At 42.3% G+C, this 17,882-nt stretch carries 22 protein-coding genes; 18 read left to right on the top strand and 4 right to left on the bottom strand.

Translation table 11 applies throughout. The annotated features are described in order from the left end of the window. Positions 1–40: 40 nt before the first annotated feature. A complete protein-coding gene (locus AC13DA_RS03035) occupies positions 41–718 on the bottom strand; it encodes an OmpW/AlkL family protein (RefSeq protein ID WP_284451380.1) in 678 nt (225 codons plus the stop codon). Positions 719–834: 116 nt separating this feature from the next. Further along, the gene (fnr, locus tag AC13DA_RS03030; RefSeq protein ID WP_007144247.1) at positions 835–1,584 is read right to left on the bottom strand and encodes a fumarate/nitrate reduction transcriptional regulator Fnr; all 750 of its coding nucleotides are present in this window, start codon (positions 1,582–1,584) and stop codon (positions 835–837) included. Positions 1,585–1,682: 98 nt separating this feature from the next. Between fnr and hisB the strand changes: the two genes are divergently transcribed. From hisB to tatC, 10 genes are read left to right on the top strand one after another with little or no spacing between them, the layout of a single operon-like run. After that, positions 1,683–2,276, top strand: a complete 594-nt coding sequence (gene hisB, locus AC13DA_RS03025; RefSeq protein WP_007144246.1) for an imidazoleglycerol-phosphate dehydratase HisB — start codon at positions 1,683–1,685, stop codon at positions 2,274–2,276. Positions 2,277–2,330: 54 nt separating this feature from the next. Then, positions 2,331–2,975 carry an imidazole glycerol phosphate synthase subunit HisH gene (hisH, locus tag AC13DA_RS03020; RefSeq protein ID WP_284451381.1) on the top strand — a complete coding sequence of 215 codons (645 nt, stop codon included), beginning with the start codon at positions 2,331–2,333 and terminating at the stop codon, positions 2,973–2,975. A gap of 26 nt (positions 2,976–3,001) precedes the next feature. Further along, entirely contained in the window at positions 3,002–3,751 is a 750-nt protein-coding gene (gene hisA / locus AC13DA_RS03015; protein WP_007144244.1) for a 1-(5-phosphoribosyl)-5-[(5-phosphoribosylamino)methylideneamino]imidazole-4-carboxamide isomerase, read from the top strand. A gap of 8 nt (positions 3,752–3,759) precedes the next feature. Then, entirely contained in the window at positions 3,760–4,533 is a 774-nt protein-coding gene (gene hisF, locus AC13DA_RS03010; protein WP_007144243.1) for an imidazole glycerol phosphate synthase subunit HisF, read from the top strand. Further along, a complete protein-coding gene (gene hisI, locus AC13DA_RS03005; protein ID WP_007144242.1) occupies positions 4,534–4,917 on the top strand; it encodes a phosphoribosyl-AMP cyclohydrolase in 384 nt (127 codons plus the stop codon). Then, positions 4,914–5,231 carry a phosphoribosyl-ATP diphosphatase gene (locus tag AC13DA_RS03000; RefSeq protein WP_007144241.1) on the top strand — a complete coding sequence of 106 codons (318 nt, stop codon included), beginning with the start codon at positions 4,914–4,916 and terminating at the stop codon, positions 5,229–5,231. The genes hisI and AC13DA_RS03000 overlap by 4 nt, the downstream gene beginning before the upstream one ends. Beyond that, positions 5,231–5,569: a histidine triad nucleotide-binding protein gene (locus AC13DA_RS02995; protein ID WP_040576129.1), complete on the top strand. Its 339-nt coding sequence runs from the start codon at positions 5,231–5,233 to the stop codon at positions 5,567–5,569. The genes AC13DA_RS03000 and AC13DA_RS02995 overlap by 1 nt, the downstream gene beginning before the upstream one ends. Before the next feature lie 9 nt (positions 5,570–5,578). Beyond that, complete coding sequence (locus tag AC13DA_RS02990) at positions 5,579–5,818, top strand: Sec-independent protein translocase subunit TatA (RefSeq protein ID WP_007144239.1); 240 nt, start codon at positions 5,579–5,581, stop codon at positions 5,816–5,818. 20 nt (positions 5,819–5,838) lie between these two features. Next, entirely contained in the window at positions 5,839–6,141 is a 303-nt protein-coding gene (gene tatB, locus AC13DA_RS02985; protein WP_007144238.1) for a Sec-independent protein translocase protein TatB, read from the top strand. Next, complete coding sequence (tatC, locus tag AC13DA_RS02980) at positions 6,134–6,865, top strand: twin-arginine translocase subunit TatC (RefSeq protein ID WP_007144237.1); 732 nt, start codon at positions 6,134–6,136, stop codon at positions 6,863–6,865. The genes tatB and tatC overlap by 8 nt, the downstream gene beginning before the upstream one ends. On the opposite strand, the gene AC13DA_RS02975 is transcribed toward tatC, so the two are convergent. After that, a complete protein-coding gene (locus tag AC13DA_RS02975) occupies positions 6,862–7,206 on the bottom strand; it encodes a pentapeptide repeat-containing protein (protein ID WP_007144236.1) in 345 nt (114 codons plus the stop codon). The genes tatC and AC13DA_RS02975 overlap by 4 nt on opposite strands. Before the next feature lie 167 nt (positions 7,207–7,373). On the opposite strand from AC13DA_RS02975, the gene AC13DA_RS02970 reads away from it, so the two are divergent. Beyond that, on the top strand, positions 7,374–7,625 hold the full coding sequence (locus AC13DA_RS02970) for a TIGR02647 family protein (protein ID WP_007144235.1): 252 nt from the start codon (positions 7,374–7,376) through the stop codon (positions 7,623–7,625). On the opposite strand, the gene folA is transcribed toward AC13DA_RS02970, so the two are convergent. Continuing rightward, positions 7,594–8,091, bottom strand: coding sequence for a type 3 dihydrofolate reductase (gene folA, locus AC13DA_RS02965; RefSeq protein ID WP_284451382.1), 498 nt, complete (start codon positions 8,089–8,091; stop codon positions 7,594–7,596). The two genes, AC13DA_RS02970 and folA, sit on opposite strands and share 32 nt — an antisense overlap. A gap of 286 nt (positions 8,092–8,377) precedes the next feature. Here folA and AC13DA_RS02960 point away from each other — a divergent pair, with 286 nt between their 5' ends. The 7 genes from AC13DA_RS02960 to AC13DA_RS02930 all read left to right on the top strand — a co-directional run bounded on the left by AC13DA_RS02960 (position 8,378) and on the right by AC13DA_RS02930 (position 17,810). Then, entirely contained in the window at positions 8,378–10,561 is a 2,184-nt protein-coding gene (locus tag AC13DA_RS02960; protein ID WP_284451383.1) for a primosomal protein N', read from the top strand. A 105-nt stretch (positions 10,562–10,666) separates the two neighbouring features. Beyond that, complete coding sequence (argS, locus tag AC13DA_RS02955) at positions 10,667–12,424, top strand: arginine--tRNA ligase (RefSeq protein WP_284451384.1); 1,758 nt, start codon at positions 10,667–10,669, stop codon at positions 12,422–12,424. A gap of 11 nt (positions 12,425–12,435) precedes the next feature. Further along, positions 12,436–13,044: an SPOR domain-containing protein gene (locus tag AC13DA_RS02950; RefSeq protein WP_007144231.1), complete on the top strand. Its 609-nt coding sequence runs from the start codon at positions 12,436–12,438 to the stop codon at positions 13,042–13,044. Positions 13,045–13,146: 102 nt separating this feature from the next. Further along, positions 13,147–14,421, top strand: coding sequence for a formylmethanofuran dehydrogenase subunit B (locus AC13DA_RS02945; protein WP_284451385.1), 1,275 nt, complete (start codon positions 13,147–13,149; stop codon positions 14,419–14,421). Between the two features lie 13 nt (positions 14,422–14,434). Then, entirely contained in the window at positions 14,435–16,102 is a 1,668-nt protein-coding gene (locus AC13DA_RS02940) for a formylmethanofuran dehydrogenase subunit A (RefSeq protein ID WP_007144229.1), read from the top strand. Beyond that, positions 16,099–16,998, top strand: coding sequence for a formylmethanofuran--tetrahydromethanopterin N-formyltransferase (gene fhcD, locus AC13DA_RS02935; protein WP_007144228.1), 900 nt, complete (start codon positions 16,099–16,101; stop codon positions 16,996–16,998). Before AC13DA_RS02940 ends, fhcD begins: the two co-directional genes overlap by 4 nt. Continuing rightward, complete coding sequence (locus AC13DA_RS02930; protein ID WP_284451386.1) at positions 16,995–17,810, top strand: formylmethanofuran dehydrogenase subunit C; 816 nt, start codon at positions 16,995–16,997, stop codon at positions 17,808–17,810. The genes fhcD and AC13DA_RS02930 overlap by 4 nt, the downstream gene beginning before the upstream one ends. Positions 17,811–17,882: the final 72 nt, after the last annotated feature.

Below are 17,882 nucleotides of genomic sequence, written 5' to 3'. Positions count from 1 at the left end.
CCCTCCGAAGAGGGCCAAGCACTACGAGGACATTAATTTCTTAGAAGCGGCGTCCGATACCAATACCCCAAACAAATGGGTCGATATCAGCGTCAATTTTTGCTGATGCTGCCGCTGCAGTATTTTTGAAATGTGCAGTGGTATCAATATCAATATATTTCACATCAAAGTTCACAAACCAGTCATCATTTAAAGCCACATCAACACCTGCTTGTGCGGCTAAACCCCATGAGCTATCCAGTTTCACTTTTGCACCAGACTGGTCTAGAACATTACCTGCTACTTCTTCATCGAAGAAATAGGTGTAGTTAATACCCGCACCTACATAAGGTCTAATATTCGAGTCCGGCATAAAGTGATATTGCAGCGTTAAAGTAGGTGGCAATACTTTAGTATCAATAACATCACCTAGAGCTGACCAAGATTTCTCACCTTTAACAGTGTGATTTGAATAACCTAGGATTAATTCTACACCCCAGTTTTTATGGAGCATGTAAGTGATATCAAGCTCTGGAACCGTATCAGAGTTAACACTAACGCCTTTTGTGCCTTGGTCAACACCATTTAATGTAAGTGTTCCACTGTCATCATTAGGATTAACGTTGATAATACGACCACGAACTAACCAGTCACCTGCTTCATAAGCCATGGCAGGAGCGGCAAGCGTAGACATGCCTAGAGTAGTAAGTAGTGCTGCAGCAAGTGTTGTTGTTTTCATTTTTTCCTCCTCGGACAAACTATGTTCTGTAAGACATGGTTTGAATTTTACGGAGGTGTGGGGTTAATGCATTGACCTGGATCAATAAAGCGAGCGCTTACCAATTTTTACCGGAATTACCCACATAATGTTTTTAATTTTTCAGTGTCACGCAAAGAAATAGATTTGTTTTGAATATCGATCAAGCCTTCATCCTGAAAGCGCGAAAAAAGCCGACTGACGGTTTCAACAGCCAGACCCAAATGATTAGCGATATCACCACGTGACATACTGAGCTGAAATTCACGTGCAGAAAAGCCACGATCCTGGAAACGACGCGAAATAGATAATAAAAATGTCGCCAGTTTTTCTTCAGCCGTTTTTTTGCCTAATAAAAACATCAGACTTTTATCACCAGACAGTTCTTTACTCAAACGTGACATCATCTGTACTTGAAGTTGAGGCATATTGGTGCCCAACTCTTGCAACATATCGAAAGGTAATTCACACACACTACTGCTTTCTAATGCTTTTGCGTTAGAACGATAAGCCTGTTCATAGATAGCATCCAGACCAACAAACTCACCCGGAAAATAAAATCCGGTTACTTGCTCGCGACCGTCAACCGCAGAAACCGTTGTTTTAAAGGAACCAGAACGAACAACATAGATAGAATTGAACGGTGTCTGGGTACTAAACAGTGGCTGACCCCGGGAATAACTCTGACTGCGCTTGATGATTTTATCTAATTGAATCAAGTCGTTATTGTGTAAACCAAGTGGCAAACATAAACGATAAAGTGAACACTCCTGACAAGCGAGATTATGTTCATGTTCGACTTTAGCGAGGTCCTGAAATAGTGGGGTAACGTTGCCTAACTGGGTCATTGCTAATCCTATATAGTGAACGTTGACTATAATAACGCTTCAAACCCTTGTTCGAAACAGTTATTATCTCCTTTTATTACTAATTTTCAGGAAATCAAATGACCACTCGTAGCGCGTCAGTTGCGCGAAACACACTGGAAACGCAGATCGAAGTTTCAATCAATCTGGATGGTAGCGGTCAATTCAATGCCGAAACGGGTGTTCCGTTTTTAGATCACATGATGGATCAAATAGCCCGTCATGGCTTGTTTGATCTGAATGTTAAAGCAAATGGCGACTTACACATCGACGCTCATCACACCGTTGAAGATGTAGGCATCACAATCGGTCAGGCCTTAAAAAAAGCATTAGGTGATAAAAAAGGGGTTGTTCGCTACGGACATGCCTATGTGCCGCTAGATGAAGCATTATCTCGCGTTGTACTTGATCTTTCTGGTCGTCCTGGACTCGAGTTTGATGTCACATTTACCCGCGATAAGATTGGCGAGTTTGATGTTGACCTGTTCTACGAATTCTTCCAAGGCTTGGTAAATCACGCCGGCATTACACTACACATTGATAATCTAAAAGGCCGCAATGCTCATCATATTGCTGAAACCATTTTCAAGGCATTTGGTCGAGCATTACGAATGGCTGTTTCACTGGATCAGCGCGCATTAGAACAATTGCCTTCAACTAAAGGTGCTTTATAATCTTTTTAAAAGAATTATTAGCCATAAATTATTAAGTAAATAAACAGGTTTAACATGCATCGCATAGCAGTGATTGACTACGGCATGGGTAATTTACGCTCTGTCTCAAAAGCACTAGAAGCAGTTTCCAATAATGCCTCTGTTGTTGTTACGTCAGATCCTCAGACCATTCTTTCTGCCAGCCATGTTTTATTTCCAGGTGTTGGAGCAATACGTGATTGTATGGCAGAACTAAAACATCTGGAACTGGAACACGTTATCAAACAAGCTGCTCAGGAAAAGCCTTTTCTTGGAATATGCTTGGGGATGCAGGCCTTATTGACTCATAGTGAAGAAAATAATGGCGTCAATACACTTGATATTTTCACTGGCGAAGTCAAATTATTTCAGCCTGCCAAAAATGCTGATGGCGAAAAACTCAAAGTCCCACACATGGGATGGAACGAGGTTCATCAAACCTGCTCACACCCGTTATGGAAAGGCATAGAGCAAAACAGCCGTTTTTATTTTGTACACAGTTTTTATGCTGTTCCTGAAGACAAACAGGTTATCGCTGGCACATCTGCCTATCCTGATGATTTTGCCGCCGCACTGTATAAAGACAATATCTTTGCTGCTCAATTTCACCCTGAAAAAAGTCAGCGTGCTGGGCTTCAGTTATTAGAAAATTTTGTAAACTGGGACGGTCAGTCGTCCTAATCAACATCAACAAACGGAGTAAGATTATGTTGTTAATCCCTGCCATTGATCTCAAACAAGGTCACTGCGTGCGCTTGCGTCAGGGGCGAATGGAAGATAACACCGTGTTTTCAGAAGATCCTGTTGCCGTTGCCCGTAAATGGGTAGAAGCGGGAGCCAAAAGACTTCATATGGTAGATTTAGACGGTGCTTTTGCTGGTAATCCGGTTAATGCTGAAGTTATCCATGAAGTTTGCAAAACATTTCCTGAGCTAGATGTACAAGTTGGGGGTGGCATTCGTGATGAAGAAACGATAGAAACATATCTTCACGCCGGTGTTCGCTACGTCATTCTGGGAACCAAGGCGATCAATGCGCCCCATTTTGTGGGTGATGTATGTGCCGAATTTCCAGGTCACATCATCGTTGGTCTCGACGCTAAAGACGGGAAAGTCGCCATTGATGGCTGGTCGAAATTATCCAATCATGATGTCGTCGACATTGCCCAGCAATTCGAGCAAGACGGTGTTGAAGCCATTATTTACACAGATATCAGCCGCGATGGCATGATGCAGGGCTTTAATCTTGAATCTACTCGAAACTTGGCTCGGGCAATTCAAATCCCTGTTATCGCATCAGGTGGCGTCAGCTCCTATGAAGATATTGAATCTTTATGCGCTTGTGAAGACGAGGGTGTGATGGGGGCTATTTTAGGCCGCTCAATTTATGAAGGCAGTATCGACCTGAAAAAAGGTCAGGAACTGGCTGATAAATTAAACCCGCCGTTGGAGTTTTAAAGCTAACCATGGCTCTCGCGAAACGCATTATTCCTTGTCTTGATGTTGATGGTGGACGTGTCGTAAAAGGCGTCCAGTTTGTTGATATCAGAGATGCCGGCGATCCAATTGAGGTTGCTAAACGTTACGACCAACAAGGCGCTGATGAAATCACTTTTCTCGATATCACAGCCACACATGCTGAACGTGACACAATGGTCCATGTTGTTGAAGCTGTAGCCAGTCAGGTGTTTATTCCATTAACTGTTGGTGGAGGAATAAGAACGGTTGAAGATATTCGCCGAATGCTGAATGCCGGTGCCGATAAAGTGGGCATCAACTCTGCTGCAGTTAATAATCCTGAATTTGTTCGCGAAGCGGCAGAAAAATTCGGCTCACAATGTATTGTGGTAGCGATCGATGCTAAAAAAGTCTCTGCTGAAAACGAAACTGATAAATGGGAAATTTTTACCCACGGTGGTCGTAAACCTACAGGGATTGATGCTGTTGAGTGGGCTAAAAAAATGGTCGACTATGGTGCTGGAGAAATTCTGTTAACCAGTATGGATAAAGACGGCACCAAATCAGGGTTTGACCTGGCACTGACGCGAGCAGTCAGCGATGCGGTGAACGTTCCTGTTATTGCGTCAGGTGGTGTTGGCAAACTTCAGGATTTAACCGATGGTATAAAACTTGGCCATGCCGATGCTGTCTTAGCAGCAAGTATCTTCCACTTTGGTGAACACACTGTTGAAGAGGCAAAACAACAAATGGCAGCACAGGGTATTGAGGTGAGACTGTAAATGACAGCTTGGATAGAACAAGTAAAATGGAATAGCGATGGACTTGTTCCTGTTATTACACAAGAGTTTGAAAGCAAGCAAGTACTTACTTTAGCCTGGATGAACAAAGACGCTTTACAACTGACCGCAGAAAAAGGGCATGCTGTTTACTGGTCTCGTTCCCGACAAAAGTTATGGCATAAAGGGGAACAGTCAGGGCATCAACAACTCGTTAAATCGATACGAATGGATTGTGATAACGATGCCATCTTGCTTGAAGTGATTCAAAAAGGCGGGATAGCCTGTCATACAGGCCGCCATCACTGTTTCTTCAATGAGCTTCAAGAGGGTCAATGGCAAGCTGTTGAGCCTGTGTTAAAAGATCCCAAAGATATCTATTCATGAGCGATATAATCAAACAACTGAGTGAAGTTCTTATTGAACGTAAAACAGCAGATGCAGACAGTTCTTATGTCGCTAGTCTCTATGCTGCTGGCACCGATAAAATCCTGAAAAAATTAGGTGAGGAAGCGGTAGAAACCGTTATCGCGGGTAAAGGTGGAAACAAAGATGAAATCATCTATGAAACTGCCGACTTATGGTTTCATAGTCTTGTTTTACTGGCACATAATGATATCGATACTCAAGCGGTGCTAGACGAACTTGCAAGACGTTTTGGCCTCTCAGGCCTAGAAGAAAAGGCTAACCGGAGTAAATGATGAGTGATTGTATATTCTGCAAAATTATCGCAGGTGAAATACCTTCAAGCCGGATCTTTGAAGATGAGCTGATTTATGTCTTTAAAGATATCAACCCAAAAGCGTCGGTCCACCTGTTAGTTATCCCAAAACAGCATATTGCCAGACTGGATCACGCTAATCAGCAACACGCCTCACTTCTTGCTCATATGATGCTCAGTCTGCCTAAAATTGCAGAGAGTCAAGGTTTGGATAATGGCTTTAGAACTATCATCAATACCGGACCGGGTGGCGGTCAGGAAGTTGATCATCTGCACATTCACATCCTTGGCGGCGATAAAATGCCAGGATTTAACTAGGAGATAACCATGTTAGGTGGTATTAGCATTTGGCAGTTACTGATTGTTTTAGCCATTGTGATTTTATTATTTGGTACAAAAAAATTACGCTCACTGGGCGGAGATTTAGGCAGTGCCATAAAAAACTTCAAAGACTCAGTGCAAGATGGCAAGGATGACATCGAGAAAGGTGAACATGATTCAATTCAGCACCATGATACGCATGAGTCATCACAGAAAAGCGATAGTAAAGATAAAACATCTCACTAAGCTAAATCGGCGTATTTGCCATGTTTGATATTGGATTCTGGGAAATCTTGGTTATTGCTCTTGTGGCACTGATTGTTGTCGGCCCGGAAAGGCTGCCTAAACTCATCAGAGTGACAGGATTATGGATAGGGCGAGCCCAGGCTTCTTTGCACGCCATAAAAACCGATATTTCAAGAGAGCTTCGGGCACAAGAGCTTAAAGATGCTCTGAATAAAACCAATCAAACCATGTCTGATATGAATCAAACAATTCATATTGATGAAAGCTTAGAAAGCCAGAAAAAAACAGAAAACACCGAAGAGACAGATAAAAAAGATGGATAATAACGATCAACAACCATTGATATCACATCTGGTTGAACTTAGGGATCGTTTGCTAAAAGGCGTGTTAGTTGTACTGGTCATCGCTTTATGTTTACTGCCTTTTTCTAATGACCTTTACCACTTTTTGTCCGAACCGCTCTTAAAGCAATTACCAGAGAGCAGCACCATGATTGCGACCGAGGTCGCTTCCCCCTTTTTGACCCCCTTTAAACTGACGCTGAGCATCTCCATTCTGTTGGCTGTTCCAGTTTTGTTATATCAACTGTGGGCCTTTGTTGCACCAGGCTTATATTCACATGAAAAAAAGCTGGTATTCCCACTGCTGTTTGCCAGCACCATTTTATTTTTCTTAGGAATTATTTTCGCTTATTACGCGGTGTTTCCACTGATCTTTGCTTTTTTGACGCAAGCTGCTCCTGAAGGGGTAGCAGTGATGACAGATATCAGTAGTTATCTGGATTTTGTTTTAAAACTATTTTTTGCCTTTGGTTTGGCCTTTGAGGTCCCTATTGCCACTGTCTTGCTTATCTGGACTCAAGCGACAACGGTGGAGGCCTTGAAAGAAAAACGGCCTTACATCATCGTGGGGGCGTTTGTAGTGGGCATGTTACTCACGCCCCCGGATGTGATTTCTCAGACCTTACTTGCTGTCCCCATTTGGCTATTATTTGAGATGGGATTATTCAGCGCACGGTTTTTACCAAAAAAACAGCAAGAACTCTAAGCCTTGTAACGCATTCGTGTTCCATGTTGTAAAGAAAGTAAAATTTCCTCAGCTTCAAATTGTTTAGGAAAATAGACCCCGGAAATTTTTGCACCATGAATGCTCGCACCTTCCATGCTGACACATTCGGTAAAGTCTATCCCCCTCAAATCTGCTTGACGAAAATAGCTATTTGAAAAGTCCAGACCTTTTGCTAGCAAACCAACTAATGTTAAGTGCCTAAAATCGCATCCCCTTAAATCTACCTGCTCACCGGCAGCAACTCGTTGGTTAAATTCTTGAACTTTACCATCACGTAGTAATTGGTAAAGTGGGTTATCGGTAATTACTGGAGCAGCCATTGTTGTTTCTCCCTTACTGTCTTTATTGTTATATAACGGCTAGATTCTAGCTAAGTCCATCATATTTCTATACAAAAGAAAATATTCCGATATATTTCACAAATACCTAAATGAATTTCACCCTTTATGCTATTTTAAATCCATAAAAACAGCAAAAGGCTCAGATCATGACAATCAAACAATATCTAATAGAAGAAATCGAAGTATTACTTCAATTCCCGTTAAACAGCACTCAAGCAGGCATTAAAGTTCATCACAACGCCAGACAAGAAATGATCGATGCCACTGAAAATTTATATAAAAAAGGACTCATCAGCCAACATGATGGGGGTTATCTCACTGATTTAGGGTACGAAGCTGCAGAACATTTACAGCACGCATTACAAATCATCTGTTCTGAATCTTCTGAAATAGCATAAAGCTATAATCATACTGATTCTTTTCATCGGCTTTATGGTCTTCTGAACTCACCAGTTTCCAATCAGAACGATCCCAGTCAGGAAACCAGGTATCACCACCATCAATGGTGGTGTGGACTTGTGTGATATAGAGTTTGTCACATAGTGGAAAACATTGTTTATAGAGCGATGCTCCTCCCATAATCATCACTTCTTCAGCATTTTCACACAAAGAAAATGCCTGCTCCAATGAATGAACAACATCACAACCGTCAGCAATATAATCATCTTGTGACGTCACAACGACGTTTCTTCGACCCGGTAGTGGTCTGCCAATTGATTCATGTGTGTTTCTTCCCATGATAATGGGTTTACCCATGGTGGTTCGTTTAAAAAACTGTAAATCGGCAGAAATTTTCCATGGCAAATCATTGTCTTTGCCAATCACACCTTGTTCATCCATCGCCACAATCATTGCTATTTTCATTCATTCTCCAAACACATTTTTAACCTAATAACAGGCGTAAATTTTACTCATAATAAGTGCTGTATAAGATCCATATAAGATCGATCACAAGCTGTGGATAACTTTCCCTGTGGATAAATCCTGTTTTTATCCACAGGATTTAGTCTGCGCAGCTTTAAAGTTATCAACAAGTGTAAACATCGATAACAATCTGATTTATATGTTGTAATAAGAACTATCCAACAATCCACAGGCATAAATCATTAACATCACTAAAAAAATATCTTTCTTTCTTTATGTTTAATTAATGACTTGCATACTTCACATTAGCGTACCGTGTCCTCTCAGACAATTGTTTGATTACACCTCAGACTTACCTATCTCCGAATGGGAAATAGGTGCTCGGGTAAAAATAAACTTTGCCAACCGACTCTGCACCGGCATTGTTGTAAAACTGACCGAAGTTAAAAGCGATACAGATATCACTAAGTTAAAAGCGATCGAAGAAAAGTTAGATGACAAAAAATTAATTCCAGATGAATTAATGCAAACATTACTTTGGGTAAGTCGGTATTATCACCATCCTCTTGGCGAATGTTTTCAGACAGCTTTACCCAAATTACTCAGAACAGGAAAACCAGCAGAACTTGATAAAGAAACGTGGTGGTTCAGAACAGACATATCTGTCGATAAAAAAATGGGTTCAAAACAACAGCAGTGTCTGGATTTACTAGAAGATTATGCTGACGGTATCAGCCAGTCGATGTTTAAACAGTATTTAGGGAATGTCAGCAGTTCTCTCAAAGCGCTTGAAACAGCAGGCTTGATATCACAACAACAAAAAGCAAAATTACCCATTCCAAGTAATGAACTGAATGTTGATTTAATACTGAATCAGCAACAACAACAGATTGTAGAAAACGTTTGGCAAAAAAAAGAAGAATTTCAGCCCTTTTTATTGGAAGGAATAACCGGTAGCGGTAAAACAGAAGTTTATATTGAGCTAACCGAAAGAGTGTTAAAAACCAATAAACAAGTATTAATACTTATTCCAGAAATTGGTCTGACAGAACAGTTTGTTGAACGATTTAAAAAAAGACTGAACACGACCATAGTCATCCTGAACTCTGCCGTTTCAGATAAAGAAAGAAAACAAGCCTGGTTATTAGCAAAACAAGGTTTAGCAAATGTGATTATCGGTACACGCTCAGCCGTTTTCACCCCATTGATTAACCCTGGACTTATCATCATCGATGAAGAGCATGACAGTTCCTATAAACAGCAAGATGGCTTACGTTATCATGCAAGAAATGTCGCTCTGATTAGAGCTCAAAAATACAATATACCGATCGTCATGGGCAGTGCGACACCGTCACTAGAGAGCTTGTACCAAGTAAAAAAACAACGTTTTCAATTGCTTGAGTTAACACAAAGAGCAGGTAATGCTCAATTACCAGCGGTACGTTTAGTCGATAACAGTCAAGCAAATCCTGAGCATGGCTTTAGCGATGTCTTACTCAAAGCAATCAAAAAACATTTGGATGCGGGTAATCAGATTATTTTGTTTATCAACCGACGTGGTTATGCCCCCGTTTTGATGTGTCATGACTGTGGCTGGCAAGCTAAATGCAAACATTGTGATGCAAGAATGGTGGTTCATCAGCATCGCAATATTTTGTTTTGTCATCATTGTGGTTTTATTCAGCGATTAGTTGAGGAATGTCCTGAATGTGAATCAAAGTCATTGAAAAGTTATGGTGCTGGCACGGAAAAAATTGAACAGCACTTGCAAAAACTTTTTCCTGAAACACCGGTTATTAGAGTCGATCGAGATACTACCCAGAGAGTGAACGCTTTTTCAGATCTGATTGCTGATATTAAACAAGGGGAAGCCCGAATTCTGGTGGGAACACAAATGCTGGCAAAAGGTCATGATTTTCATGATGTTACTCTCGTTGGTGTTCTCGATACTGATCAGGGATTGTATAGTGCTGATTTCAGAGCCACAGAAAATCTGGCACAAATGATTACCCAGGTCACTGGCAGAGCCGGGCGTGGAGATAAGTCAGGCGAGGTATTAATTCAGACAGAACAACCTGCGCATATTTTCTGGAAAAACCTCATCAAAAACGGCTATAAAAAAACAGCAGAGAGCTTGTTGGAAGAACGTATTGATATGGAATTACCGCCGGTTTCGAATTGGGCGGTTATCCGCGCTGAATCTTCTGATAGAGAACAAGCAACAGCGTTTTTACAAGAGTTCAGCGCACAATGTCATCAACATGCGTCAGAGGAGGTTCTGATTTTGGGACCGGTTCCAGCCATTATGGAAAAAAAGGGAGGGCGGTTCAGAGCGCAATTATTATTGAGTAGCGCACATCGAAAACCCTTACATCAGTTATTGGATCGACATATCAGTGTGATTTCACGGCATAAACTGGCAAGAAAAGTACGTTGGTCAATTGATATTGATCCAGTCGATCTTTTGTAAACATATTTACCACCTAAAAACGATAACGAAACAAGGATGTAATCCAAGCGGATGATCGGGTAAAATGCGCGACACTATTCAAATTGCATTCAAGGTTCATCAACGTTGAAAAATCAACTGAAAAACCTGCTTGGTCAGGCTTTATCTTCATTTACTCAGAAACATGCTCTAGAGTTTGATCTACCTGAGATTCAGATAGAACGAACCAAAGATAAATCTCATGGTGATTTTGCTTCAAATATTGCGATGATGTTGGCAAAACCAGCCAAAATGAATCCACGACAAATTGCGACCGAAATTCTCGAAGCATTACCAGAAACCGACTTTGTCACAAACGTCGAGATTGCCGGACCTGGATTTATTAATTTTTTCCTTTCTGCTGAAGCGAATCAACAAGTCATCAAAGATGTGCTTGAGCTGGGTGAAAAGTTCGGATTAAGCCAGGTAGGTCAGGGTAAAAAAGTACAAGTTGAATATGTCTCAGCTAACCCTACAGGTCCTTTGCATGTCGGTCATGGGCGTGGTGCAGCTTATGGTTCTGTTGTTAGTAGTCTGTTATCTGCCGCTGGCTTTGATGTGCATCGCGAATATTATGTCAACGATGCTGGCCGCCAGATGGATATTCTGGCTACTAGTGTCTGGCTTCGTTACCTAGATGAATGTGGTGAAGTGTTTACCTTCCCAAGTAATGGCTATCAAGGTGAATATGTTCGCACCATCGCCGCAGAGTTAAAAACGGAGTATGGAAATCAATTTTTGCTGTCTGCCAGTCAGGTCTTTGAGGATATCCCTGCTGATGAACCTGATGGCGGCGATAAAGAAATGCATATTGATGCCTTAACCAATAAAGCCAAAAGCTTATTAGGTGAAGCCAATTATCGGATTGTTTTTGATAAAGGCTTAAATGCCATCCTCAATGACATTCGTGATGATCTGGCTGAGTTTGGTACCGAGTATGACGAGTGGTTTTCTGAGCGTTCATTAGTTGAATCCGGTGATGTAGACAAAGCTGTTGAAATGCTGAAACAAGCTGGTCATCTCTACCAGGACAAAGGTGCATGGTGGTTTAAATCCACAGATTTTGGTGATGAAAAAGATCGCGTTGTTGTGCGTGATAATGGTCAGGCCACCTATTTTGCTTCTGATATTGCTTATCACCTCAATAAATATCAACGTGGCTTCGATCGCATCATTGATATCTGGGGTGCTGATCATCATGGTTATATTCCGCGTGTTAAAGCGGCTGTGGAGTCAATGCAGCTTGATGCGGATAAATTAAATGTCTTGCTGGTGCAATTTGCTGTGCTGTACCGGGGAACTGAAAAAGTAGGTATGTCTACTCGCAGTGGTGAGTTTGTCACTCTTCGTGAATTACGCAATGAAGTTGGCAAAGATGCAGCGCGTTTCTTTTATGTAATGCGTGGTGCTGATCAGCATATGGATTTTGATCTGGAACTGGCCAAATCACAGAGCAACGATAATCCGGTGTATTACGTCCAGTATGCCCATGCACGTGTCTGCAGTGTTTTTAGACAACTGGCTGAACGTGGACACAACTGGGATGCAGAAGCGGCAAAACAACATTTAGCTAAGTTGACTGAGCCTCATGAAGAAGCTCTGATGAGCATGTTATCGCGTTATCCTGAGATTCTGGAAACAGCCGCGTTAAACCATACACCACATCTACTGGCACATTATCTTACTGATTTAGCTCGTGATTTCCACACTTACTACAATGCACATCAGTTTATTGTGGATGATATGGAATTGAGTCAGGCTCGTTTATTACTTGTATCTGCAGTCAGACAAGTGATTAAAAATGCATTGTCTGTTATGGGTGTTTCTGCGCCTGAGTCTATGTAAGAGGTTGAACATTGGCGGCAAAAAGAAATACACGTAACGATTCATCATCACGCTCCCTGCCATGGGGGCCGATGTTATTGAGCTTTGCTGTAGGCGCATTTGTGATGTTTTTATTGCATCTCAAAGATAATGTTCCAGCAGATAAGTCTGGCAGTGTAAAAACAACCGAGTCGAAGCAAAAACAAAAGCCTGCAAAAAAAGAAGGGGTGGAACCCACATTTGATTTTTATACCTTACTTCCTGAGATGGAAGTCATGGTGGATAAAAAAAATCAGGGTTCTCAGCCTATCGTGACTTCGCCTTCTGATGACTCAGATGCAGCAGAAGCCACTATTGGAAGCGAAACGGGCAGTGAAACGCAACCCTCTGCTGAAGCTGATGTCAGTTATATGTTGCAAGTTGGCTCGTTTAAGCGGGCAAGTGACGCTGATGGTTTCAGGGCCAAATTAGCCTTATTAGGTATTGAGTCTAAAGTTCAGAGCGTTACTATAGACAATAAAGATACGTGGCATCGCGTTCAGGTGGGTCCTATTGCTGGGCGTAGTAAAGCTGATGCATTGCAGAAGCAGTTACGTGATAACAATATTGACTCACTACTTTTGCGAGCCAAACATAATTGATAATAGAAAGTTGAATTAATTCGTGACTGTCATGGTCCCGGCTGTTTATTATCAAGCGCTACTGATTTCAGTTTTGTAATTTGAGTAATTGAGGACACCGACATGACGGACAATACAGCAGCTCACATCTTTGAAGATGTAGTGAGTCCTTTTTGTGGTATTGCTTCCGATGATTTAGTCATTGAAGTTAAAGGCAATACTGTCACGGTGAAAGAAAATGGCGATGCGGTCACCAAACCAGGCTTTGAGACACCGATAACCGATCTTTCACCACGAATAAAAGGTCAGGATGTTTCATTTGAACAAGCAGTTAACCATATCGCGAGTTTGCTGAAATCAAGCAAACAGCCGCTGATTAGTGGTATGGCTACTGATTTAAACGGTGCTCGTGCAGCGATGGCCGTGGCTGATGCGACACGAGCAACAGTCGACAGTTTTTATTCTGATAATGCCTTTAAAAATATTCTGGTGCTGCAAGACACCGGCTATATGACGACCACGCTGACCGAAGTCAGAAATCGTGTAGATTTACTTATCGTTGTCGGTAGTGATATTGAAAAAGGCTTTCCCCGTTTTTATGAACGCATGGTTTGGCCACAAGAAAGTATGTTCGGCCAGGATATTGAATCTCGAGAAGTGATTTATCTAGGTAAGGCGCCTTCAGGTGATGCTTCTACTTCACCAGCAGGTAAAAAAGCAGCTGTTCTGCCTTGCGATATAGATGATTTACCCGAGGTGATTTCAGTATTACGTGCTCTGGTAAAAGGTAAATCTGTTCAGGCTGAAACCGTTGGTGGTATTGCTGTATCAGAACTCGCCAATTTGGCTGAAAAAATTAAAGCTGCTAAATATTCTGTTCTGACCTGGTCTGGTTCTGAAATGAGTATGGAGCATGCTGAAGCTACTATTCAAAACCTGTGTGAAATGATCAAAGAGGTCAATGAAAAAACACGTTGCAATGGTTTGATGTTAGGCGGTAAGGATGGTGATACAACGGTGAATGCTGTGTCATCCTGGCAGGCAGGTTACCCAATGCGAACCAGCTTCAGTCGCAATATGCCCGACTATGATCCGTATTTGAACCGTGGACAACGCATGTTGGATGAAGGCGAGGTGGATTGTCTGGTGTGGATTTCCAGTTTCAATACCCAATTAACACCACCAAAAACAGACGCACCAACAATTGTTTTAGGCCGCTCTGGTATGACATTTGATAATGAGCCTGAAGTCTTTATCCCGGTGGGTGTTCCTGGTATTGATCATGTCGGTCGTACTTTCCGCTGTGATAGTTCTGTGTCACTACCACTCAAAAAATTACGTGACAGTGGCTTGCCAAGCACTTATGACGTGCTGACTGCTGTTGAGAAAGCCCTGTAAACGGAGAAAAAATATGCTGACAAAATTAACAGGTGGACGCATTTTTGACCCAGAACATGGGCAAAATGATGTGGTGAGAGATATTTATATCCGTGATGGTCGCATCGTTGATGCACCGGCGGATGGTAAAGTTGATGAAGAAATTGATGTTCGTGGCAAAGTCATTATGTCGGGTGCGATTGATATGCACACGCATATTGGTGGTGGTAAGGTCAATATTGCCCGTACCATGTTGCCGGAAGATCATGCGGAATCGTTAATTGAACGTACCGAGTTAATGCGAAGTGGTTGTGGCCATGCTGCACCAAGCACATTAACTACGGGTTATCGTTATGCCGAAATGGGTTACACAGCCGGTTTTGAGCCTGCGGTGATGCCAGTTAATGCTCGCCAAGCGCATATGGAAATGCATGACACACCGATTATTGATAAAGGTGGTTATGCCATGCTGGGAAGTGATGACTTCCTGTTACGCATGATGGCAGCCAATGAAGATCAGGAAGCGATTAATAACTATGTTGCCTGGACATTAACTCACAGTCAGGCGATTGGTCTGAAAGTGGTTAATCCTGGCGGTATTAACGCATTCAAATTCAATCAACGTAAGTTGGATCTGGATGAGAAAAATAGTTTTTATAACGTTTCTCCACGTGAGATTTTACAACGCCTATCTCGTGCGGTGACGGAACTGGGTGTTCCTCATCCATTACACGTACATGGTTGTAATCTTGGTGTGCCAGGAAATAAAGATACTACCCTCGATACTATTCAAGGTATTGAAGGTTTGCCGATGCATCTAACGCATATTCAGTTCCATAGTTATGGCACAGAAGGTGACTTTAAATTCTCATCCGGTGCAGCAGAGATTGCAGAAGCGATTAACAGAAACAAAAATATCACCGTCGACGTGGGTCAGATTCTGTTTGGCCAGACAGTCACTGCCTCTGGCGATAATATGCGTCAGTTTGATGGCAGTAAACATGCCCACCCCAATAAATGGGTGTGTATGGATATTGAATGTGATGGTGGTTGTGGTGTTGTACCGTTCAAATACAAAGATCAAAGTTTTGTGAATGCTTTGCAGTGGATGATTGGTCTGGAAACCTTCCTGATGGTGGATGATCCATGGCGCATATTCCTGACCACGGATCACCCGAATGGTGCACCTTTTACCAGCTATCCTCATTTGATTAAGTTGTTGATGGATAAATCATTCCGTAACGATATGCTGTCTACCCTGCATCCGGAAGCACAAAATGCCACGCATTTAGCGTCTTTAGATCGCGAATACAGTCTTTACGATATTGCGATTATGACGCGTGCCGGTGCAGCAAAACTGGTCGGTTTGTCTGATCGTGGTCATTTAGGTGTAGGCGCTGCAGCGGATATCACCGTGTATACCGATCATGCTGATCGTGAAAAAATGTTCACTTCACCGGATTATGTGTTTAAAGATGGCAATATCGTTGTGAAAAATGGTGAGCTGGTTAAAGTCACCTGGGGGACGACTCATGTGGTCAAACCTGAATACGATAAAGGCATTGAAAAACCATTAAAAGAATACTTCGATAAATATCACACCATGACGATGGGTAACTTCAAAATCAGTGATGATGAAATCGTGGATGATGGCCGCGGAAGCTTGACCGTACAGCCGTTGAAAAAAGGAGGCAAGTTATGATTATCAACGGCGTCACTATAGACGAGACGTTTGCTGAAGCTTTTCCGATGAAAGGCACTCGGCTGATTATTACGGCATTAAATGCCAAGTGGGCCATGATTTCGGCACAGGCATTTACCGGCTTTGCTACCTCTGTTATTGCCTGTGGTTGTGAAGCGGGTATTGAGCGTGAATTGGATCCAAGTGAAACACCAGATGGTCGCCCAGGCGTCTCTGTGCTTATCTTTGCTATGGGCGGTAAAGGCCTTGCAAAACAAGTAGAAACACGTGCTGGCCAATGTATTTTGACTTCACCGACTTCAGCCTTATTTTCTGGTCTGGATAACAGCGAAAAAGAAATTGCTCTAGGTCAAAACCTGCGTTATTTCGGTGATGGTTTCCAGATTTCAAAAATGATTGATGGCAAACGCTACTGGCGTATTCCTGTGATGGATGGTGAATTTTTAACACAGGAAAAAACCGGTGTGCATGACTCGGTCGGTGGTGGTAACTTCCTGGTATTGGCAGAATCACAAGCTCAGGCTTTAGCTGCCTGTGAAGCGGCTATCGAAGAGATGAGAAAAATTCCAAACGTCATCATGCCTTTCCCTGGTGGGGTTGTACGGTCCGGTTCTAAAGTGGGCTCTAAATTTAAAGCCTTAAACGCATCGACCAATGATGCCTTTTGCCCGACCCTGAAAGGTCAGACTAAGAGTGATTTATCACCAGAAGTTGAATCGGTCATGGAAATTGTTATTGACGGCCTAACCAAAGAAGATATTGATAAAGCGATGCGAGTGGGTATTCAAGCTGTGTGTGACTTGGGCGCTGAAAACGGTATTCGTCGAATCAGTGCGGGTAACTACGGCGGTAAATTAGGCCCATATCACTTCCACTTGCAGGAGATTATGGCATGAGTGCATTAACATTCACGTTAAAAACGTCACCTGCACAGCGGGTGGATTGTTCACCATTAACAGCGGATAAACTGGCTGATAAAACAGCTGCTGAGATTGCAGCGATCACCTTAGTTGTCGGTAATCAAAAAGTCCGTACCGATGAAATTTTTGATATTCAAGGTGAGGATGTCGAGAATATTCATTTTGCTAAAGCTACAGACAAACTGGACCATATAGGTCATGCCATGGCTACGGGTAAAATCACGGTTGATGGTGATGCCGGGGCTTATCTTGGTCAGTTTATGGCAGCCGGTGATATCGTTATTAACGGCAACACTGGGGTTTATGCAGCCTGTGAAATGAAAGGTGGCACCATTAAAATTAATGGTAATGCCGGTGATTTCCTGGGTGGTGCACGCATTGGTTATAAAAATGGCATGACTGGTGGTACCGTGATCGTGACAGGTAATACAGGTGCACGAACCGGTGATCATATGCGTCGTGGGTACATCTTCATTGAAGGTAATGCCGGTGATTACTGTGGTTCAAGAATGGTGTCTGGCACGATTGCTGTGTTAGGAAAAGTCGGTAAGCATTTTGGTTACGCGATGAAACGCGGCACTTTATTACTGACATCAGCACCGGAACAAGGTATTTCTGCTAACTTTAATGACTGTGGTTCACATACATTAGCGTTTTTGCCGCTGATGTTTGCGTCATTTAAAAAGTTTGATACCAAATTTGCTGAAATTGAACCTTTTTCACGTGTTCAACGTTATGCTGGTGATGTTTCCGGCATAGGCATGGGTGAGATTTTAATTAAAATTTAAACCTTAAAAACCCGGCTTCAGGCCGGGTTTCTTTTCTCTCCGTGTTAGAAATGGTGATAGCTTTAATGTGTT

The sequence above is a fragment of the Methylophaga sp. F-2 genome (genome assembly GCF_056859315.1).
This window is presented reverse-complemented; position numbering and strand designations above follow the sequence as displayed.